Annotated in this window: 18 protein-coding genes, 1 tRNA gene and 1 pseudogene; 13 read left to right on the top strand and 7 right to left on the bottom strand. The window is 71.6% G+C overall.

All coding sequences use genetic code 11. From position 1 onward, the window contains the following. Positions 1-113 precede the first annotated feature (113 nt). A complete protein-coding gene (locus ACPOLB_RS23130) occupies positions 114-959 on the top strand; it encodes a DUF3014 domain-containing protein (RefSeq protein WP_425258398.1) in 846 nt (281 codons plus the stop codon). Positions 960-1027: 68 nt separating this feature from the next. On the opposite strand, the gene ACPOLB_RS23135 is transcribed toward ACPOLB_RS23130, so the two are convergent. Together ACPOLB_RS23135 and ACPOLB_RS23140 are read right to left on the bottom strand one after the other, a co-directional pair. Beyond that, positions 1028-1115, bottom strand: a tRNA-Ser gene (locus tag ACPOLB_RS23135). Between the two features lie 71 nt (positions 1116-1186). Next, complete coding sequence (locus ACPOLB_RS23140; protein ID WP_425258399.1) at positions 1187-2008, bottom strand: symmetrical bis(5'-nucleosyl)-tetraphosphatase; 822 nt, start codon at positions 2006-2008, stop codon at positions 1187-1189. A gap of 65 nt (positions 2009-2073) precedes the next feature. On the opposite strand from ACPOLB_RS23140, the gene ACPOLB_RS23145 reads away from it, so the two are divergent. The 6 genes from ACPOLB_RS23145 to ACPOLB_RS23170 all read left to right on the top strand — a co-directional run bounded on the left by ACPOLB_RS23145 (position 2074) and on the right by ACPOLB_RS23170 (position 8400). Then, on the top strand, positions 2074-3375 hold the full coding sequence (locus ACPOLB_RS23145; RefSeq protein WP_425258400.1) for a hemolysin family protein: 1302 nt from the start codon (positions 2074-2076) through the stop codon (positions 3373-3375). Then, positions 3372-4130, top strand: coding sequence for a SapC family protein (locus ACPOLB_RS23150; RefSeq protein WP_425258401.1), 759 nt, complete (start codon positions 3372-3374; stop codon positions 4128-4130). Before ACPOLB_RS23145 ends, ACPOLB_RS23150 begins: the two co-directional genes overlap by 4 nt. An 85-nt stretch (positions 4131-4215) precedes the next feature. Further along, complete coding sequence (locus ACPOLB_RS23155) at positions 4216-5334, top strand: Rieske 2Fe-2S domain-containing protein (RefSeq protein ID WP_425258402.1); 1119 nt, start codon at positions 4216-4218, stop codon at positions 5332-5334. 4 nt (positions 5335-5338) lie between these two features. Beyond that, complete coding sequence (locus ACPOLB_RS23160) at positions 5339-6103, top strand: GntR family transcriptional regulator (protein WP_425258403.1); 765 nt, start codon at positions 5339-5341, stop codon at positions 6101-6103. Between the two features lie 25 nt (positions 6104-6128). Next, on the top strand, positions 6129-7160 hold the full coding sequence (locus tag ACPOLB_RS23165; RefSeq protein WP_425258404.1) for a PDR/VanB family oxidoreductase: 1032 nt from the start codon (positions 6129-6131) through the stop codon (positions 7158-7160). Positions 7161-7236: 76 nt separating this feature from the next. Further along, a complete protein-coding gene (locus tag ACPOLB_RS23170) occupies positions 7237-8400 on the top strand; it encodes an ABC transporter substrate-binding protein (RefSeq protein ID WP_425258405.1) in 1164 nt (387 codons plus the stop codon). 105 nt (positions 8401-8505) lie between these two features. Here the strand turns inward: ACPOLB_RS23170 and ACPOLB_RS23175 are convergent, their stop codons facing one another. After that, positions 8506-9003: an IS5 family transposase gene (locus tag ACPOLB_RS23175; protein WP_425261868.1), complete on the bottom strand. Its 498-nt coding sequence runs from the start codon at positions 9001-9003 to the stop codon at positions 8506-8508. Between the two features lie 110 nt (positions 9004-9113). After that, positions 9114-9269 (bottom strand): annotated as a pseudogene (locus ACPOLB_RS23180) (transposase); the annotation flags it as partial. Between the two features lie 76 nt (positions 9270-9345). On the opposite strand from ACPOLB_RS23180, the gene ACPOLB_RS23185 reads away from it, so the two are divergent. Genes ACPOLB_RS23185 through ACPOLB_RS23205 form a run of 5 tightly spaced genes read left to right on the top strand, consistent with a single transcriptional unit; the run spans position 9346 to position 14226 of the window. Then, entirely contained in the window at positions 9346-10218 is an 873-nt protein-coding gene (locus ACPOLB_RS23185) for a branched-chain amino acid ABC transporter permease (RefSeq protein WP_425258406.1), read from the top strand. Continuing rightward, the gene (locus tag ACPOLB_RS23190) at positions 10215-11195 is read left to right on the top strand and encodes a branched-chain amino acid ABC transporter permease (protein WP_425258407.1); all 981 of its coding nucleotides are present in this window, start codon (positions 10215-10217) and stop codon (positions 11193-11195) included. The genes ACPOLB_RS23185 and ACPOLB_RS23190 overlap by 4 nt, the downstream gene beginning before the upstream one ends. Further along, positions 11188-11988, top strand: a complete 801-nt coding sequence (locus tag ACPOLB_RS23195; RefSeq protein WP_425258408.1) for an ABC transporter ATP-binding protein — start codon at positions 11188-11190, stop codon at positions 11986-11988. The genes ACPOLB_RS23190 and ACPOLB_RS23195 overlap by 8 nt, the downstream gene beginning before the upstream one ends. Continuing rightward, positions 11981-12703, top strand: coding sequence for an ABC transporter ATP-binding protein (locus ACPOLB_RS23200; protein WP_425258409.1), 723 nt, complete (start codon positions 11981-11983; stop codon positions 12701-12703). Before ACPOLB_RS23195 ends, ACPOLB_RS23200 begins: the two co-directional genes overlap by 8 nt. Positions 12704-12741: 38 nt before the next feature. After that, a complete protein-coding gene (locus ACPOLB_RS23205; RefSeq protein WP_425258410.1) occupies positions 12742-14226 on the top strand; it encodes an alpha/beta fold hydrolase in 1485 nt (494 codons plus the stop codon). 23 nt (positions 14227-14249) lie between these two features. Here ACPOLB_RS23205 and ACPOLB_RS23210 read toward each other — a convergent pair whose 3' ends face one another. Then, the gene (locus ACPOLB_RS23210; protein WP_425258411.1) at positions 14250-14822 is read right to left on the bottom strand and encodes an NADPH-dependent FMN reductase; all 573 of its coding nucleotides are present in this window, start codon (positions 14820-14822) and stop codon (positions 14250-14252) included. A gap of 127 nt (positions 14823-14949) precedes the next feature. On the opposite strand from ACPOLB_RS23210, the gene ACPOLB_RS23215 reads away from it, so the two are divergent. Then, positions 14950-16068 carry a 5-methyltetrahydropteroyltriglutamate--homocysteine S-methyltransferase gene (locus tag ACPOLB_RS23215; RefSeq protein ID WP_425258412.1) on the top strand — a complete coding sequence of 373 codons (1119 nt, stop codon included), beginning with the start codon at positions 14950-14952 and terminating at the stop codon, positions 16066-16068. On the opposite strand, the gene ACPOLB_RS23220 is transcribed toward ACPOLB_RS23215, so the two are convergent. Further along, complete coding sequence (locus ACPOLB_RS23220) at positions 15958-17001, bottom strand: tRNA dihydrouridine synthase (RefSeq protein ID WP_425258413.1); 1044 nt, start codon at positions 16999-17001, stop codon at positions 15958-15960. The genes ACPOLB_RS23215 and ACPOLB_RS23220 overlap by 111 nt on opposite strands. Before the next feature lie 54 nt (positions 17002-17055). Next, positions 17056-20337: a hypothetical protein gene (locus ACPOLB_RS23225; protein ID WP_425258414.1), complete on the bottom strand. Its 3282-nt coding sequence runs from the start codon at positions 20335-20337 to the stop codon at positions 17056-17058. Positions 20338-20366 lie beyond the last annotated feature (29 nt).

Below are 20366 nucleotides of genomic sequence, written 5' to 3' on the forward strand. Positions count from 1 at the left end.
GCGCGTAAGGTAGAGACACATCGCGCCGCCGTGCGTTCCCCTCGGCAGGCAAGCATCGACAGTCAGGTCCGGGCGCACGGGAGGTGCCGCCGCGGCCCGTGCAGGAGCCTTGCATGACCAGGATCGGCCAGGGAATCGGCGTCGTGGTGCTGGTGGCCGCGGTGGCCGCAGGCCTGTGGTGGTGGCGCAGTGCACCGGCGCCCGCCCCGGACGCCCCGGCCGCGGCGCCGCCGGTGGCCAGCGCCGAGCCGCCCACGCCCGTACCGAGTGCGGCGCTGCCGGCGGTGCGGTACCCGATCGGCGCCAGTGCCGCACAGGCCGAGGCGGCGACCGCATCCACCGGGCCGGCATCGGCGCTCAAGCAGGCACTCGACGAACTGCTCGGTCCGCAAGCGGTCCTGCAATGGCTGCAGTTGGACGACTTCGCGCGCCGCCTCGTCGCCACGGTCGACAACCTGCCGCGGGAGCATGCCGCGGCGCGGTTGTGGCCGGTGCACCCCACGCCGGGGCGGTTCGGCCCGAACGAGACGCCGCAGGGCGCGGTGATCGGCGCCGGCAACCACGCCCGCTACACCGCCTTCGTCGACTGGATCGAGCGCGTGGACAGCCGCCGCGCGGTGGCGGTGTACCGCAGCCTCTACCCCATGTTCCAGAGCGCATACGAAGATCTCGGCTTTCCGGGCCGCCACTTCAACGATCGCCTGGTCGACGTCATCGACCACCTGCTCGCCACTCCGGAGCCGACCACGCCGCTGGCGGTGCGGCTGGTGGAGGTGAAGGGCGATGTGCCGTCGCTGAGGCCGTGGGTGCGCTTCGAGTTCTCGGACCCCGGGCTCCAGGCGCGCTCGGCGGGCCAGAAACTGTTGCTGCGCCTCGGCCCCGAGCACCAGCGGCGGCTGAAGGCAAAGCTGGCCGAGGTCCGCAGCCTGGTCACGCAGCCCGCACCCGGGGGCAGCTGAGGCTTCGGGCGGGCCGCGCGCCTGCAGCGCGATGGCCAGGCGGGTGCACTGCGGCAGTGGCAGTGGCGTGGCGGAGGCTGTGAGATTCGAACTCACGGGCCCTTGCGAGCCGGCAGTTTTCAAGACTGCTGGGTTAAACCGCTCCCCCAAGCCTCCCGGTGCGGCGCGGCTGCCTGGCCGGTGCGCGCCGGGGCTGGATTCTAGGCGTGCGGCAGCCTGCGGGTGCGTCAGCCCGGCGCCTGCGCGGCGGTGCACGGCACCTGCACCAGTTCGCGCCGGCCGCCGTCCACGCGCACGGCGCTCAGCGCGCCGCCCCAGACGCAGCCCGTGTCCAGCGCCAGCAGCGTGGGCTCGAGACGCAGGCCCAGCGTGCTCCAGTGGCCGAAGGCGATCGGCTGGCCGGCGCTGCGGCGGCCGGGCAATTCGAACCACGGCAGCAGGCCGGGCGGGGGCGTGGCGGCGCCGTCCTTCGTCTTGAAGTCGAGCGTGCCGTCGGCGTCGACGAAGCGGATGCGCGTGAGCGTGTTGATCACGCAGCGCAGCCGCTCGGCGCCGTGCAGGGCGTCGTGCCAGCGTGCCGGCGCGCTGCCATACATCTGCGGCAGGAAGTCGGCCAGCGCCGGCCCTTGCAGCACGGCCTCGACCTCGGCCGCCAGCGCCAGCGTCTGCGCCGTGTCCCACTGCGGCACCACGCCGGCGTGCACGCACAGCCAGCCGGCTTCCAGCACCGCCATGCGGCGCTGGCGCAGCCAGTCGAGCCAGGCGTCGCGGTCGGGTGCGGCCAGGATGTCCTGCACGGTGTCGCCCTTGTGCAGCGTGCGCACGCCCTGCGCCACCGCCAGCAGGTGCAGGTCGTGGTTGCCGAGCAGGCACACCGCCGCGTCGCCGTAGCCGCGCAGCCGCCGCAGCACCGCCAGCGACTGCGGGCCGCGGTTGATGAGGTCGCCCAGCAGCACGATGCGGTCGCGCGAGGGCGAGAAGCCGATGGTGTCGAGCAGCCGGGCCAGCGCGTCGTCGCAGCCCTGCACGTCGCCGATGAAATGGAGCATCGGGGGATTCTGCTACGCTCCCGGCCCTCTTCGCTTCCTGTCGGCGCCTCGGTGCGCCGGCCAGCATGGACGTTGCTCTACTGGTGTTCCTGATCCTCCTGAACGGCCTCTTCGCGATGTCGGAGATGGCGCTCACAGCGGCGCGCAAGGCGCGGCTGCAGGTGATGGTGGAAGGGGGCGAGCCGGGTGCGCAGGCTGCGATGGACCTGCACGAGAACCCGACGCGCTTCCTCTCGACGGTGCAGATCGGCATCACGTCGATCGGCGTGCTGAACGGCATCGTCGGCGAGGCCGCGTTCTCGCAGCCGCTGGGGGCGTGGCTGGTGGACACCCTGAACGTCGACCAGCGTGCGGCGGAGCTCGGCGCCACGGCGCTGGTGGTGGTGATCATCACCATCCTGACCATCATCTTCGGCGAACTGGTGCCCAAGCGGCTGGGCCAGATGTACCCCGAGACCGTGTCGCGGCTGGTGGCGCGGCCGATGAACTTCCTGTCGGCGGCGACGCGGCCGCTGGTGATGCTGCTGTCGGCGTCGACCAATGCCGTGCTGCGCCTGCTGGGCATCAGCGGCGGCCCCACGCGCTCGGTGACGGAAGAGGAGATCGCCGCCAGCCTGGAAGAGGGCCTGGACGCCGGCGTGATCGAGGCGCAGGAGCACCAGATGGTGCGCAACGTGTTCCGGCTCGACGACCGGCAGATCGGCTCGATGATGATCCCGCGCGCGGAGATCGTGTGGATCGACGCCGAGGCCGCGCAGCACGAGGTGCTGAAGGTCATCGCCGAGCACGGCCACACGCGCTACCCGGTGTGCCGCGGCAGCCTGGACGACGTGATCGGCGTCATCGGCGCGCACAACCTGCTGCAGCCGCTGTCGATGGGCCAGCCGCTGGTGCTGGACACGCTGCTGCAGCCGCCGGTGTTCGTGCCCGAGACGCTGTCGGGCATGGAACTGCTCGAACACTTCCGCGCCAGCCGCGCCGACCTGGTGTTCGTGGTCGACGAGTACGGCGCGGTGCAGGGCGTGATCAGCGAACGCGACCTGCTCGAGGCCATCACCGGCGAGTTCGGCACCACCGCCGACGAAGACGCCTGGGCGGTGCGGCGCGCCGACGGCAGCTGGCTGATGGACGGCCTGATCCCGGTGCCCGAGCTGAAGGACCGCCTCGAACTGAAAGAGCTGCCCGACGAGGAACGCGGGCGCTACAACACCCTGGCCGGCATGGTGATGCTGCTGCTGGGCCGGCTGCCGCAGACCACCGACACGGTGGACTGGCAGGGCTGGCGCTTCGAAGTCGTCGATCTCGACGGCAAACGTGTCGACAAGGTGCTGGCCACCCGCACCGAGAACCCGGAACCATTCCCATGATCAACGCCCTGCTGCACAAGCAGCCCGTCGCCGCCGACCGCAACGAACACGCCTCGCTGCGCATGAAGGTGCCCGTCACCGACTGGAGCGTGGCCAAGCAGCTGAATGCCGTGTTCGTCGCCGGTGGCGAGTTCGGCGACGCGGTGCGCGAGTTCCCGGTGGTGTTCGTGCAGGCCGGCGACGGCGACAACGGCCAGCCCGACTTCGCGCCCATCGCGGTGCTGGGCCTGGTGCAGAACGACAACCTGTTCGTCGCCGACGACAACACCTGGCGCGCCAACTACATGCCGGCGGTGCTGGCGGCGTATCCGTTCGGCATCGGCCGCATCGACGCCGAGCGTTTCGCGATCTGCTTCGACGCCGCCTGGAGCGGGCTGTCGGGCACCGAGGGCGAACCGCTGTTCATGCCCGACGGCGCGCAGAGCCCGATGTTCCAGCGCGTGCAGACGCAGCTGGAGACGCTGGAAGCGCAGATCCAGCGCACGCGGCTGATGGGGCGGCGCCTGAACGAGCTGGGCCTGCTGCGCGAGATGCGCTTCGACGCCACGCTGCCCGACGGCCGCAAGTTCACGGTGGACGGCTTCTACACGGTCGACGAGAAGAAGCTCAACGACCTCGACGCCGAGACCGTGCTGGGCCTGCACAAGAACGGCCTGCTGGGCCTGATCCACGCGCACTACGTGTCGCTGGGCAACATGCGCAAGCTGTTGGACTGGCACATCGCGCGCCTGACCGCCGCCGCCGCCAAGACCTGACCCACGGCAGCTCCGGGGAAACCCGGACGCGCTGCCTGGAGTGCATCGCTAGTATCCCGGCTGTATACAACGCCGGGATGCTGCGATGACCCATGCCTCTGCCGCCGCCGCCTCGAACGCAGGCGCGCCAGCCACCTTTCCGCTCAACGCCTGGTACGCCGCGGCCTACGACGTGGAGGTGAAGCGTGCCCTGCTGCCACGGCGCATCTGCGACGTGGGCATGGTGTTCTACCGCACGACCGACGGCCGTCCCGCGGCGCTGGAAGACGCCTGCTGGCACCGGCTGCTGCCGCTGTCGCTGGGCCGGCTGGAAGGCGACGAGGTGGTGTGCGGCTACCACGGTCTTGTATTCAATGCCGACGGCCGCTGTACACACATGCCCTCGCAGGAGACGCTGAACCCGTCCGCCTGCGTGCGCAGCTTCCCGGTGGTGGAGAAGCACCGCTTCGTCTGGGTGTGGCCCGGCGACCCGGCCCTGGCCGACCCCGCCCTGGTGCCCGACCTGCACTGGAACCACGACCCGGCCTGGGCCGGCGACGGCAAGCTGATCACCGTGCAGTGCGACTACCGGCTGGTGGTCGACAACCTGATGGACCTGACGCACGAGACCTTCGTGCACGGCAGCTCCATCGGCCAGCGCGCGGTGGCCGAGGCGCCGTTCGTGGCCACGCACGGCGACCGCACGGCCACCGTCACGCGCTGGATGGAAGGCATCGACGCGCCGCCGTTCTGGGCCGGGCAGATCCGCCAGGCGCGCGGCTACACGGGGCCGGTGGACCGCTGGCAGATCATCCGCTTCGAGGCGCCGTGCACCGTCACCATCGACGTCGGCGTCGCGCCGGCCGGCAGCGGCGCGCCGCAGGGCGACCGCAGCCAGGGCGTCAATGGTTTCGTGCTCAACACCATCACGCCCGAGACCGCCACCAGCTGCCACTACTTCTGGGCCTTCGCGCGCAACTACAGCCTGCACGAGCAGCGCCTCACGCACGAACTGCGCGAAGGCGTGGCGGGCATCTTCCGCGAGGACGAGGTGGTGCTGGAAGCGCAGCAGCGCGCCATCGACGAACACCCGGGCTACCGCTTCTACAACCTGAACATCGACGCCGGCGCGATGTGGGCGCGGCGGCTGATCGACGGCATGGTGGCCAAGGAGCGGCGGGTGATCCCGCTGCACGCTGTTCCCGCCGCCCCGCGCGCGGCCTGACGCCGTGGCGACCGAAGCGGCAGGCGGCAACGGCGCTGCGAACGACGCCTCGCAGACCGTGAAGGCGCAGCTGCGGCTGCGCGAGCTGATCGTCGGCGGCGCGCTGGCACCCGGCGAGCGTGTGCCCGAGCTGGCGCTGGTGGAGCGCCTGGGCGTCAGCCGCACGCCGGTGCGCACGGCGCTGCAGAAGCTGCTGGACGAAGGCCTGCTCGACGCGCTGCCCGGCGGCGGCTACGCCGTGAAGGCCTTCAGCGAAAGCGAGGTGCACGACGCCATCGAGGTGCGCGGCACGCTGGAAGGCCTGGCCGCGCGGCTGGCGGCCGAGCGCGGCGCGCCGCGTTCGCTGCTGGCGGCGGCACGTGCATGCCTGCAGGGCATCGACGCGCTGCTGGCCGCGCCGGCGCTGGACGAAGCCGCCTTCAGCGCGTACGTGGAACACAACGGCCGCTTCCACGACCTGCTGGCGCAGATGGCCGGCAGCGCCGTGGTGCAGCGCCAGGTCGAGCGCGCCGCGGCGATGCCGTTCGCATCCCCCAACGGCTTCGTGCTCGTGCGCAGCACCGGCGTGCGGGCGCGCGATGTGCTGGTGGTGGCGCAGGAGCAGCACCGCGCCGTGCTCGACGCCATCGAGGCCCGCGAAGGCGCGCGGGCCGAGCACCTGATGCGCGAGCATGCGCGCATCGCCCACCACAACCTGCGCGAGGCGCTGGACAACCGGCAGGCGCTGCAGCGCGTGCCCGGCGCCGCGCTGATCCGCCGCGGACGCTGAGCCGCGGCTCCACCGGAGACACCCCATGAAGAGCGACGAGCGCTGGGCCGAGGCCACCGTGCACAGCGTGCAGGACCTGAGCCCCACCGTGCGCAGCCTGCTGTTGCGGCCGGCCGAAGGCGTGCGGCCCTGGACCGTGGGCGCGCACCTGCGGGTGCGGCTGCACATCGACGGGCGCGACGACGTGCGTTCGTATTCGCTGGTGGGCCTGCCTGCCGAGAGCCGCGAGACCGGCCTGTACCGCGTGGCCGTCAAGCGCGCCGATCCCGGCCGCGGCGGCTCGCGTGCGATGCATGCGCTGCAGGGCGGCGACCGGCTGCAGATCGCCGGCCCCGACAACCACTTCGAGCTGCCCACCGGCACGCCGCACACGCTGCTGGTGGCCGGCGGCATCGGCATCACGCCCATCCTGGGCATGGCGCTGACGCTGGCCGCGCGCGGCGCCTCGCTGCGCGTGCTGTACGCGGCCCGCAGCGACGAGGAGCTGGTGTTCGCCGACCGCCTGCGCACGGCGCTCGGCGACCGGCTGCAGACCGTATGCGATGCGCGCGGCGAGCGCATGGACCTGGCGGCCGAGATCGCCGCGCTGCCGCCGCGCGCGCAGCTGCTGATCTGCGGCCCGGTGCCGCTGCTGCAGGCCGCGCAGACCGCCTGGGACGGCGCCGGCCGGCCGCGCGCCGACCTGCGCTTCGAGACCTTCGGCTCCAGCGGCAGCCGCCCCGCCGAGGCCTTCTGGGTCGAGGTGCCGCGCCAGGGCCTGCGCTTCGAGGTGCCCGCCGACCGCTCGCTGCTCGACGTGCTGGGAGCGCACGGCGTGCAGGCGCTGCACGACTGCCGCCGCGGCGAATGCGGGCTGTGCGCGGTCGACATCGTCGCCGTGCACGGCACGGTGGACCACCGCGACGTGTTCTTCAGCGCGCACGAGAAGGCCACCAACCAGCGCCTGTGCGCCTGCGTCTCGCGCGTGTGCGGCGGCGGTGTCGTGCTCGATCCGGCCTGGCGGCCCGATGCGCTGCCGGCTGTCGATGCGCGGCCCGAACATGCCGAAACGGCATAGCAGCTAGACACGTCCCCCCCAGCCTGAACGCCCACAATCCGCGACTCACCCGGCCATCCCCGCAGGAGACAAGACCATGTACCACCGCAGACACCACCTGGCCATGCTCGCCGCCGCCGTGCTGGCAGGCACCGCCGGCACCGCCGCCGCCCAGGAGACCGTGAAGATCGGCGTCATCCTGCCGATGACGGGCCAGCAGGCCAGCACCGGCCGCCAGATCGACGCCGCCATCAAGCTGTGGGTGGCGCGCAATGGCAACAAGGTCGCGGGCAAGACGGTGGAGATCCTGGTCAAGGACGACCAGAGCATTCCCGACCAGACCCGCCGCCTGGCGCAGGAACTGGTGGTGCAGGACAAGGTGGTGGCGCTGGCCGGCTTCGGCATCACGCCGTCGGCGATGGCCGTGGCCCCGATCGCCACGCAGAGCAAGACGCCGATGGTCGTGATGGCGGCGGCCACCTCGGCCATCACCGGCGCCAGCCCGTACGTGGTGCGCACCAGCTTCACGCTGCCGCAGGCCGCGGTGGGCATGGCCGAGTGGGCCAACAAGAACGGCATCAAGAAGACCGTGACGCTGGTGGCCGACTACGGCCCCGGCTTCGACGCCGAGAAGTTCTTCGCCGACCGCGTCACGCTCAACGGCGGCCAGGTGCTGGACAAGCTGCGCACGCCGCTGCGCGCGCCCGACTTCGCGCCGGTGCTGCAGAAGGTGCGCGACGCCAAGCCCGACGCACTGTTCGTGTTCCTGCCCTCGGGCCAGGGCGCGGCCTTCATGAAGCAGTTCGCCGAGCGCGGCCTCGACAAGGCCGGCATCCGCCTGATCGCCACCGGCGACGTGACCGACGACGACCAGCTCAACGCGATGGGCGACGTGGCGCTGGGCGTGGTGAACGCGCACCACTACTCGGCCGCGCACCCGAGTGCGCTGAACAAGAAGTTCGTCGCCGACTTCGAGGCCGCCAACAAGTTCCGGCCCAACTTCATGGCGGTCGGCGGCTATGACGGCATGCGCGTGATCTACAAGGCGCTGGAAGCCAGCAAGGGTGCCGGCGGCGACGCGCTGCTGGCCGGCATGAAGGGCCAGATCTTCGAGAGCCCGCGCGGCCAGGTGCTGATCGACGCGCAGACGCGCGACGTCGTGCACGACATGTACATCCGCAAGGTCGAGAAGAAGGACGGCCAGCTGTGGAACATCGAGTTTGATGCGATCAAGGCGATGAAGGACCCCGGGAAGAGCTGAAGTCGCTGACCCCCCCCCCGAAGCGCCTGCGGCGCTCCCCCCCGGGGGGGCCACGCTGGCAGACCGGCGGAGCCGGATCTGCGGCGTGCGCTTGACTAGGGCCTGTTAACACAACCGCAGGCCGTCAGCGATCAGCGCGAAGCTGATGAAGGCGATGAACATGACGTCGAGCTTCTCGAAGCGGGAGAAGATGCGGCGGTAGCCCTTGAGCCTGCGGAACAGGCGCTCTACCTCGTTGCGACGCTTGTACATCGCCCGGTCGTATTCCCATGGCTCGATGCGCGTGCTGAGTGGGGGCACGACGGGGACGAAGCCCAGATCGAGCGCAAGCTGCCGAGTCTCGTTGCCCTCGTAGGCGCGGTCCATGATCAGGTGAAGAGGACGATTGGGCGGCCCCAGCCGCTTCAACAGCTCTCGTCCCTCGGGTGCATCGTGCGCCTGGCCTGGCGACAGCGAGAACGTTATGGCCGTGCGTGCGTCCGCAGCGAGGAGGTGGATCTTGGTGTTCCAGCCACCGCGGGACTTGCCGATAGCCTGCGGACCGTTTTTTTTCGAGCACCAGTGCCGTCCGGGTGCACCTTCACGCTGGTGCTGTCCAGGCAGACGGACTCGATCTTGATCTGCACGACCTGCGCACGCTGCAACTGCTCAAACGCCTTGTCGAGCACGCCGGACTTGGCCCAGCGGCTCATGCGCGTGTAGATCGTGTGCCAATTGCCAAACCGCTTGGGCAGACCGCGCCACTTGCAGCCGTGCTCGGCCACGTAAAGGATTGCGTTAAGCACTTGCAGATTCGACAGGCTGACGTTGCCTCGCTGGCGGGGCAAGCAGTGTTCGATCTGGGCAAACTGCGCTGCGGTGATCTCCATGGCCGCAGTGTCAAGACAATGCGGCTTCGGCGCAATTAGTGTTAACAGGCCCTAGCCCTGTGCACTCCAACCTCTGATGCTGACTCTTCTGTTCGACGGCGTGGCGTACGGCATGCTGCTGTTCGTGCTGTCGCTGGGCCTGGCCGTGACGATGGGGTTGATGAACTTCGTCAACCTCGCGCACGGGGCCTTCGCGATGGCCGGCGGCTACGTGCTGGTGCTGCTGATGCAGCGCGCGGGCTGGCCGTTCCTGGCCTGCCTGCCGGTGGCCTTCGTCGTGACGGCGGCGCTGGGCGCGCTGCTCGAGCGCACGCTGTACCGGCCCATGTACAACCGCCCGCACCTGGACCAGGTGCTGTTCTCCATCGGCCTGACCTTCATGGCGGTGGCGGCGGTGGACTACTTCATCGGCTCGCAGCAGGTCAACGTGCAGACGCCCGAATGGCTGCGCGGCCGCATCGAGATCGGCAGCGGTGCGTGGCAGCTCGGCATGGGGTACTACCGGCTGTTCATCGTGATCGTCTGCGTGGCGCTGGCGCTGGGCCTGCAGGCCATCCTGTCGGGCACGCGCTTCGGCAGCCGGCTGCGTGCCGCGGTGGACGACCCGCGTGTGGCCGCCGGCCTGGGCATTCCGGTCGACCGCGTCTTCCTGCTCACCTTCGCCTTCGGCTCGGGCCTGGCCGGCCTGGGCGGCGCGCTGGGCGTGGAGATCCTGGGCCTGGACCCGAGCTTCCCGTTCAAGTTCATGGTGTACTTCCTCATCGTCTGCGCGGTGGGCGGCACCAGTTCCATCACCGGCCCGCTGCTGGCGGCGCTGGTGCTGGGCATCGCCGACGTGATGGGCAAGTACTACGTGCCCAAGCTCGGCAGCTTCATCGTCTACGTGCTGATGATCGCCATCCTGCTGTGGCGGCCGCAGGGCCTGTTCTCGCGCGGGGGTGGCAAGTGAGCCGCAGCGCGCAACTGCTGGCGCCGTCGAAGTGGCGTGCCTGGGAAGTGGTGCTGTGGCTGCTGATCTGGGCCACGCCGTTCGTCTTCGGCAGCCACGCGGCGCTGATCAACGAGATCGCGATCCTCGCGCTGTTCGCGCTGTCGCTCGACCTGATCCTGGGCTACGCCGGCATCGTCTCGCTCGGCCACGCGGCCTTCTTCGGCCTCGGCGCCTACGGCGCGGCGCTGTTCGCCAAGCACGTGATGCCCGACCCGCTGCTGGGCCTGGGCCTGGCCGTGGTGCTGGGCGCGGTGCTGGGCGCGCTGACGAGCCCGATGATCGTGCGCGGCACCGATCTGACGCGGCTGATGGTGACGATGGGCGTGGCCCTGGTGCTGCTGGAACTGGCCAACCAGTTCGGCGAGATCACCGGCGGCGCCGACGGCCTGCAGGGCGTGGTGATGGGGCCGTTGATCGTGCCGTTCGTCGGGCGCTTCGAGTTCGACCTCGGCGCGCGCGTGGCCTCGTTCTATTCGCTGGCCGTGCTGTTCATCGCCTTCCTGCTGCTGCGGCGCATCGTGCACTCGCCGCTGGGCGTGTCGCTGCAGGCGCTGCGCGACAACCGGCTGCGCGTGGGCGCCATCGGCATGAGCGTCAACGGCCGCCTGGCCGGGGTCTACACGCTCAGCGGCGCCATCGCTGCCGCGGCCGGCGCGCTGCTGGCGCAGACCACCGGCTTCGCGAGCCTGGACGTGCTGGAGTTCCACCGCAGCGCCGACGTGATGACGGCGCTGATCATCGGCGGTGCCGGCTGGCTGTGGGGCGGGCTGGTCGGCGCCATCGCGTTCAAGCTGCTGCACGACCTGCTCTCGGCCGCGACGGCGCAGTACTGGACCTTCTGGATCGGCCTGTTCCTGGTGCTGTTGATGCTGGTGGGGCGCGAGCGGCTGTTCCGCCCCTGGACCTGGTTCCGCCGCGGAGGCCGCGATGACTGAGGCCACCCCGGATGTGGTGCTGCGCACGAGTGCTCCAGAGGTCGTGCTGCGCACGCGTGCGCTGGTCAAGCGCTTCGGCGGCATCACGGCCACCAACAACGTCTCGCTGGACGTGACCCGCGGTGCGCGCCACGCGCTCATCGGCCCCAACGGCGCGGGCAAGACGACGCTGATCAACCAGCTCACAGGCGTGATGCCGCCCACCAGCGGCCGGGTGGAACTGGAAGGTCGCGACATCACCGGGCTGGCGCCGCACAAGCGCGTGGGCCTGGGCCTCGTGCGCACGTTCCAGATCAACCAGCTCTTCGGCACGCTGACGCCGCTGCAGAGCCTGGCGCTGGCGGTGGCCAGCCGCGTCGACGCCGCGCACCGCTGGTGGAAGCCGATGGGCAGCGACGCCGCCATTGCCGACGAGTGCGAGACCCTGCTGGCGCAGTTCCGGCTGCTCGACCACGCCGAGCGGCCGACAAAGGAGCTGCCCTACGGCAAGCGCCGTCTGCTGGAGATCGCGCTGGCGGTGGCGCTGCGGCCGCGCGTGCTGCTGCTCGACGAGCCCGCGGCCGGCGTGCCGGCCAGCGAGCGCGCCGACATCCTGGCCACCGTGGCGGCGCTGCCGGCCGACGTCTCGGTGGTGCTGATCGAACACGACATGGACCTGGTCTTCAGCTTCGCCAACCGCATCACCGTGCTCGTCAACGGCACGGTGCTGACCGAAGGCACGCCGGCCGAGATCGCGGCCGACCCGCAGGTGAAGGCGGTCTACCTGGGCGAAACGGCGGTGTCCCATGGCTGAGCCGCTGCTGCATGTGCAGGGTCTCACCAGCGGCTACGGCGAGGCCGTGGTGCTGAACGACGTGAGCTTCACGCTGGAAGCCGGCCGCAGCCTCGCGCTGCTGGGCCGCAACGGCACCGGCAAGACGACGCTGATCGACACGCTGGTGGGCGTGACGCGCCGCCACGCCGGCAGCATCCGCCTGGCCGGCCGCGACCTGCACACGCTGCCGGTGCACCAGCGCGCCGCCGCCGAGGGCGGAGGCCTGGGCTGGGTGCCGCAGGAGCGCAACATCTTCAAGTCGCTCACGGTGTCCGAGAACCTCACGGCCGTGGCGCGCCCCGGCGCCTGGACCGAGCAGCGCGTGTACGAGCTGTTCCCGCGGCTGGCCGAGCGCAAGAAGAACCTGGGCAACCAGCTCAGCGGCGGCGAACAGCAGATGCTGGCCTTCGGCCGCGCACTGGTCCTGAACCCGCGCCTGCTGCTGCTGGACGAGCCGCTGGAAGGGCTGGCACCCATCATCGTGGAAGAGCTGCTGCGGGCCATCCGCCGCGTGGCGCGCGAAGACGGGCTGTCGTCCATCGTCGTCGAGCAGCATCCGCACATGGTGCTGGGCGTCACCGACGACGCCATCGTGCTCGACCGCGGCAGCGTCGCCTACAGCGCCAGCAGCGCGGCGCTGCTGGCCGACCCGGCGCCGCTGGACGCCTGGCTGGGCGTGGCCGGCGGGCACTGACCCCGCGCCTGCCGCAGGGGCATTGCACAATGCCCCGCGTGCCGCATCTCCCGACCTGCCGGAACCGCTGGACCCTCGGTGTCGCCGCGCTCTGCGCCGCGGTGGCCCTGGGCCTGCCCGCGCCCGCCGCGGCCCAGGCCGTCCCGGCCGGTGCCAGTGCCGGCGGCCCGGTGTGCATCGACCCGCCCGCCGACCCCGCCGTCGGCCTGCCCGTGCGCCTGCTGGCGCTGCGCTATGAGTGCCTGCTGCTGCGCGACGGCCAGGCGCTGTGGGTCGGCCGCGCCGGGCGGCCGGGGCTGCCCACTGTGCTGCTGGTGCACGGCCTGGGCCAGAACGCGCACCGCGACTGGGCCGAGACGGTCGACAGCCTGGTGGCCGCGTCGTTCCACGTCGTCACGGTGGACCTGCCGGGCTTCGGCGCGTCGCCGCCGCCGGCGCTGGCCTACGCCTTCCACACGCTGAGCGACCAGCTGGCCGAACTGCTGGGCCACCTGGCACCGGGGCAGCGCGTGCACGTGGTGGGCCACTCGCTGGGCGGGGCGCTGAGCCTGCACTTCACGCACCGCCACGCGGCGCTGGTGGAGCGGCTGGTGCTGGTGGACGCCGCGGGCATCCTGCTCAAGCCGGTGTACGCCCAGGCGGTGGCCAGCGTGCGGCGCTGGCAGACGGGCATCGAGCCGGTGGACCGGCTGGTGAACTTCGTCGGCGCGCGCGTCAACAGCTGGAGCAGCCTGCTGCTGCTGGGGCGCGACGACCGCTTCGACTTCGGCCCCTGGCTGCAGCGCAACCCCGAGGTGCGGCGCGCGCTGCTGGGCGGGCGCACGCAGGTGGACGCGGCACTCAGCCTGGTGGAGCACGACTTCAGCGCCGCCATCCGCGAGACCCGGACGCCGACCACGGTGCTGTGGGGGCGTGAAGACGGCATCGCGCCGCTGCGCACGGGGCAGGTGCTGGCGGCGCGGCTGCCGCAGGCGCGGCTGGAGATCATCGAGGGCGTCGGCCACACGCCGATGCTGGAGCGCGCCGTCACGTTCAACCGGCTGCTGTTGCACGCGCTGCAGGGGCCGCCGCCGGCGACGCGGGCCCTGCAGGCGCCCACGCCGCCCGGGCCCAGCCAGGGCCACGCGGTCTGTCGCAACGAGGACGGCGCGGTGTTCCGCGGCCACTACGACAGCCTCACGCTGCAGGGCTGCGGCAACGTGCGCATCGAGTCGGCACGCATCGGGCAGCTGGTGGTCGAGCGCTCGGCGGTGCAGATCAGCGACAGCCGCATCGCGCATCCCGAGGTGGCGCTGGTCGCGCGCGACAGCGAGATCCAGGCGACCAACGTGCGCCTGCGCGGCCGCGTGGCGATCCGCAGCGACAACAGCTTCTTCGACCTCGCCGGCACCAGCCTGCGCGCGCAAGGCGCGGGCGTGGAGCTGGTGGGCGCGCCGAGCCGCTTGTTCCTGTCCGTGAGCGACTGGCAGGGCAGCGACTTCAGCGGCGACGCGCACTTCATCTGGCCGCGGCCGGCGCGCTGAGCGCCGACCGGCGTGCCTGCCGGTCAGGCCGCCTGCATGCGCCGCACCGCGGCGATCCAGCGTGCGAAGGCCTCCATCTGCGCGCCCACGAACTTGCGCGTGGTCTCGTCGGTGCACCGGCCCTGCGCGTCGAACTTGGTCTGCGCGCTGCCGATGAAGACCTCGGGCTTCACCAGCGTGGCGGCGTTCATGAACAGCAGCACCTTGCGCAGGTCGTACTGCACGCGTGCGCCGCCCAGCGGGCCCTGCGAGGCGGTGAGGATGGCCACCGGCTTGTTGGCGAAGGGCTGGTCGTCGCCGCGGCTGAGCCAGTCGATGAGGTTCTTGATGCCGCCGGGGATCGAGTAGTTGTATTCGGGGATCGCGAAGACCACGCCGTCGGCACGCCGCACGCGTTCGCGCAGCGCGGCCACTGCCGGCGGCAGGCCCTGCGCCAGCACGTCGCCGTCGAGCACGGGCACGTCGCGCCAGTCGGCGATCTCCAGCGCCATGCCGGCGGGCATCACCGAGCCGGCCAGCTCCAGGGCCATGCGGTTGTAGGAGGCGCTGCGCAGGCTGCCGCACAGGCCGACGATGTCGAGGGGAGTGTTGCTCATGGCCGGCGAATCTACCCGCCTTGTCTGCGCTGCGACAGACGCCTGCGGCAAAGCAGTTTTCCAGGGCGCGGAACACCGCGGGGCTGCGCTATCGTTCCGGGTGAGCCCGCCCCCGACTGGAGACACCATGACCCTGCGCCAGACCCCGCCCTTCCGCGCCGACCACGTCGGCAGCTTCCTGCGCCCGGCCTACCTGCTGGAAGCGCGCGAGCAGTTCTTCGTGCAGAAGAGCATCACCGCCGCGCAGCTGCGCGCGGTGGAGGACAGGGCCATCACCGAGATCGTGAAGTTCCAGCAGGACGTGGGCCTGCAGAGCATCACCGACGGCGAGTTCCGCCGCACCTACTTCCACATCGACTTCCTCGAGCAGCTGGGCGGCGTGAAGACCGACATCCCGGTCACCGTGCGGCGTGCCGACGGCACCGAGGAACTGGCGCCGCCGGTCATTCGCGTCATCGACAAGGTGCGCCACGTGAAGGACATCCAGCGCGCCGACTTCGAGTACCTGAAGTCGCAGGTCGCCGCCGGCATGACGCCCAAGGTCACGATCCCGAGCCCGACGATGCTGCACTTCCGCGGCGGCCGCGCCGGCATCAGCCGCGAGGCCTACCCCGAGCTGGACCCGGCCTTCTACGACGACGTGGCCCGCGCCTACGGCGACGAACTGCAGAGCCTGTTCGACGCCGGCTGCCGCTACGTGCAGATGGACGACACCAATCTGGCCTACCTGTGCGACGAGAAGATGCGCGAGGCGGCGCGTCAGCGCGGCGACGACCCCAACGAGCTGCCGCACCGCTACGCGCAGTTCATCAACAAGGTGGTGGCGCACAAGCCCGCGGGCATGACGCTGGCGATGCACCTGTGCCGCGGCAACTTCAAGAGCACGCACGCCGCGGCCGGCAACTACGAGCCGGTGGCCGAGGCGCTGCTGTCCGAGATGAACCTGGACGCGTTCTTCCTGGAATACGACGACGACCGCTCGGGGGACTTCCGGCCGCTGCGCTATCTGAGCAAGGGCAAGGTCGTCGTGCTGGGCCTGGTGACCACCAAGTTCGGCGCGATGGAGAGCAAGGACGCGCTCAAGCGCCGCATCGCCGAGGCCGCGCAGTACGCGCCGCTGGAACAGCTGTGCCTGTCACCCCAGTGCGGCTTCAGCAGCACCGTGCACGGCAACAACATCGCGGTCGAGGACCAGCGGAACAAGCTGCGTCTGGTGGTCGAGACCGCGCAGGAAGTCTGGGGCTGACAGCAGCGCGTCGATCTGCTGCGGGTCGTTCACGGTCCGCAGCGCGTCGAACAGCGCCCCGGCCTGCGGATGGCGCCGGCGCAGCAGGTTCAGCCACTGCTTGAGCCGGCCGCTGCGGTGGCGCGGCGCCACGTGCGTGGCGGTGCGCTGCCAGAAGTGCAGCAGCAGCGGCGGCAGCACTTCCCAGCCCGGCACGCCCGGGCCCGGGCCCGACACCGCGGCGCGCACGGCCCAGGCCAGGCCCGGGTCGGCCACGATGCCGCGGCCGAGCATCAGCGCATCGCAGCCGCTCTCGGCCAGACAGCGCAGTGCGTCGTCGGCGGTCCAGACCTCGCCGTTGGCCACCACCGGGATCGCCACCGCCTCCCGGATGCGCGCGATGCGGTCCCAGTAGGCCGGCGGCCGGTAGCCGTGCAGCTTGGTGCGGCCGTGCACCACCAGCTCGCTGGCGCCGGCGCTGGCGATGGCGTGCGCGTTGTCGAGCATCAGCGCCTCGTCGCGGTGGCCCAGCCGCATCTTGGCCGACACCGGCATGGCCGCCGGCACCGCGCGGCGCACCGCGGCGACGATGGCGTGCACCAGGTCGGGCTCGTCGAGCAGCACGGCGCCGCCGCGGTGGCGGTTCACGGTGGGCGCGGGGCAGCCGAAGTTCAGGTCGATGCCGGCCGGGCCCAGCGCCGCCAGCCGCGCGGCGTTGTCGGCCAGGCAGGCGGGGTCGCTGCCGAGCAGCTGCGCGCGCACCGGCGTGCCGGCGGCGGTGCGGCCGCCCTGGCGCAGCTCGGGCACGATGCGCGTGAACACGCGGTTCGGCAGCAGCTGGTCGGTGACGCGGATGAACTCCGACACGCACAGGTCCACGCCGCCCACGCGCGTGAGCACGTCACGCAGCGTGTGGTCGAGCAGGCCCTCCATGGGCGCGAGCAGGATGCGCATGCCGCCATTGTCGTCGCGGCCCGTCGTCGCGGCGCGCGCCCCGCCGTCACGCCGTCACAGGTTCAGCAGCGTCAGGTAGTCGAACAGCGACGAGCCGCCGAAGGTCAGCAGCGGCAGCAGCACTGCGCGCAGCAGCGGCTGGCGCGAGAACGGCGCGAGCGCGCCCTCGCTCAGCCGCTCGGCGCGGTCGCGCAGCATCTCCAGCTGCGCCGCCAGGCCCGACGCGTCCTTGTCGCCGCGCGCGCGCAGCACCGCGTTGCGCAGCCGCTCCACCGTCTGCCTGCGCGAGGCCTCGGCGCTGCGCCGCAGCGCCAGCACGCAGCCCAGCACGATGGCGTAGCACAGCGTGGCCACGATGTAGACGCTGGGCGGCGAGTTCCAGTCGTCGAAGAAGCTGCTGCGCGCCAGCAGCATCAGCGACAGCACGATGAACGGGTAGTAGATCAGCTGCCCGATCACGCGCGTGCGGCGCACGATGAACTGCAGGTCGATCCAGTCGTCGAGGTACTGCGCCGGCACGCCCGTCTCGCGCTCGAAGGCCTGCAGCGTGCGCAGCGGCCAGTTGGCGTCGTGCAGGCGCAGCCCGCGCAGGAAGAACACGCACAGCAGCGTGGCGTCGGCGACGAAGAAGATCAGGAACTGCACCGCCAGCCCGGTGGGCCAGGTGCTCAGCCACTGCAGGTGGTGCGACCACTCGCCGCGCAGCGGCGACGAGGGCGCATCGCCCAGCGCGTTGGTGATCAGCAGGGCCAGGCCGCTCATCAGCAGCACGCAGAGCACGGTGCGCACCAGCCGCGCGCTGGCGCGGTTCTGCACCACGAAGTGCTTCCAGAAGTTGGTGGCGGCCAGCGTCATGCCGCTGCGCTCGGCGAACAGTCCCGGGCGCTCGCGGTAGAAGCGCAGCGACAGCATCGCCCCCGTGCGCTGCAGCCGGCCCAGGTGCCGTTCCTCGAGCGCCAGCGCCTCTTGCAGCTGCCGCCGCGTGCTGCCCAGGCGCATGTCGCGCGCGATGTCGTGCACGTTGGCCGCCAGCGCCGACCAGGCCCGCCACACCATGTACAGGCACAGCAGCAGCGTGGCCATGCGGATGGCGTAGGTGGGCCAGGGGCTGATGCCGTCGAACAGCGACATCGGCTTGCCGTTGACCGTGAGGCTGGCGGCCAGCGCCGGCCACAGCTGCATGAAGACCAGCGGCGGCGCCACCGCCAGGCCGATGCCCGCCACCACCAGCAGCCCGGCACGCAGCCGGCGCTGCACCTGCCCGGGGCCGCCGGCCACCACGAAGCGCCGCACCTGCCGCCGTCCGTTGCGGCTGAGCGCCAGGGCCGGCGCCCACGCCGCCAGCATCAGCACGGCGGCGATGAGGAACACCGCGCTGTCGGCGACCTGCGGCACCAGCGGTTCGCCCGGCGGGTGCACCTGCGCGCAGGCGGCCAGCCGCCAGCGGCGGCACTCCGGGCCGGGATGGACCTGGGTGGGGCTGTAGTCGAAGGCGCCGCTGCGCGCGATCTCGAACACCCGGGGCACCTGGAACCAGCCGTCGAGCATCGTCTGCGTCACGCCGCGGGCCGCGTCGAGGCCGTCGATGCTGCGTGCGGCGTCGGCCATCGCCACCAGCGTGCCGAGGTAGGCCGCGGTCTGGTAGCTGTCGCGGAAGGGTGCCAGCTCACGCTGCAGTTCGTCGTGCAGGCGCAGGCCGAAGTTCGACGCCACGATGAGGTTGCGCGCCCAGGCCTGCTCGGCCGGGTGGAACATGCGCGCGTCGAGGTCGGTGGTGAAGTAGATCGCGTGCGGCATCTCGCTCTGCAGCGCCTGCAGCACCAGCAGCTTGTCGTACACGTCGTTGCCGAGCACGCCGATGGCGCGGATGCCGCCTTCGGGCCCGTGCACGCGCCGCAGCGCGGCGTCTTCGGCGCGCATGCGGGCCCCGAGCCGGCGCAGGTAGTCGAACTGGTTGTGGCCCTCGGGACGTTCGATGTAGGTGCCCTGGCCCGACAGCGGGTCGCTGCCGCCGTCCTTCTTGCCGCGGCCCTCGGCCGTGGCGGGCGCGGCATCGCCCGGCAGCCGGCCGTCCAGGCCGCGCACGTAGTACCAGCGGCTGATGCACAGGCCGGACGACTTGTCGGCATCCTGGGGGTCGTAGCGGAAGTGCTGGCGCAGCGTGCGACCGTACAAGGTGTCCCATTCGGAGACGATGGCGACATGGCTGGGCCGCTGTGCCGGCGGCAGGTTGAGCCGCAGGTCGCACGGGTCGACCCGCGGCGGCCTGGCAGCCGTGGGTGCGCCCTGGGGCGGTGGCGTCTGTGGCGACGAGGCCGGCGTGGGCGAAGGTGGCGGCACGCGCGGCGCCGTGTCGAGCCCGCGATGGCGCAGCTCGTCGATCAGCGCGCGGGCCAGCTTGTCGTCGGTGCCGGTGCTGCGCAGCAGCGGCACGCCGCGTGCCTGCAGGAACGCATGCACCGAGGTGTCTGCCGGGCCCGCCTGCGTGCCGCGCAGCAGCGCCTTGTCGCTCACGGTGGCGGCGGCCGACACCAGGCGCATGTCCAGCGGCAGTGGGCGCAGCGTCTTGATGTCCTGCGCGTCGGCCTCTTCGATGATGGCGCGCAGCCCGTCCGACGACGACGGCCCCAGCACGCGCCAGCGCACCGGGAAGCCTGCCGCCGTGGCCAGCTGGCTGGTGCGTGTGGCCAGCACCGACAGGCGCGCCAGTGGCGCTTCGTAGAAGTTGGCGCTGTCCAGCCACAGCACCACCACGCGGCGGCTGGCACTGGGCTGGTTCCTGGCGCGCTCCAGGGCGTCGGGCGTGGGCACGAAGCTCTCGAACGGCACCGTCTCCGGCCAGCGCCCCGCACTGTTGTCCGCGGGGTGGAAGTAGCCGATGTGCTCGCTGTCCACGGGCACCAGGCCGCGCCCGTTCAGCCCCGCCAGCACGGCGTGGCGCGTGCGCAGCCGGCTCTCGGTGCGTTCGGCGTAGGGGCCGCCCGACAGCAGCACGGCCAGCACCACCGCGCCGGCGTCCTTGCCGCCTGCCCGCGCCTGGCGCAGCAGGGTGACCTGGAAGCGGTCCTCGCCGTGGGCCTGGGCCTCGGCGGCGGCGGCCTGCTGCGTGCGCGCGGCGCGCTCGCGCACCTTGGCCACGGCGGCGAACGGGTCCTGCCAGAGCCGGGCATCGGTGTCCTGGTCGGCGAAGGTGCGTTCCAGGCGCTGTTCAGGCTGGTTCGGACGGCTGCTTTCGAGCGGCTTGGTCGCCACGAAGATGGCGCCTGCGGTCACCAGGGCCAGCATGATCAGCCCGGCGCCGGGTGGGCTGCCCGAGGGCTTGTCGTCCTTGTCCATCACCGCCTCCCGAGGCGTGCGGAGAAGTG

It is taken from the genome of Rubrivivax soli, from assembly GCF_049810355.1.
In the GTDB taxonomy this organism is placed as follows: Bacteria; Pseudomonadota; Gammaproteobacteria; order Burkholderiales; family Burkholderiaceae_C; genus Rubrivivax.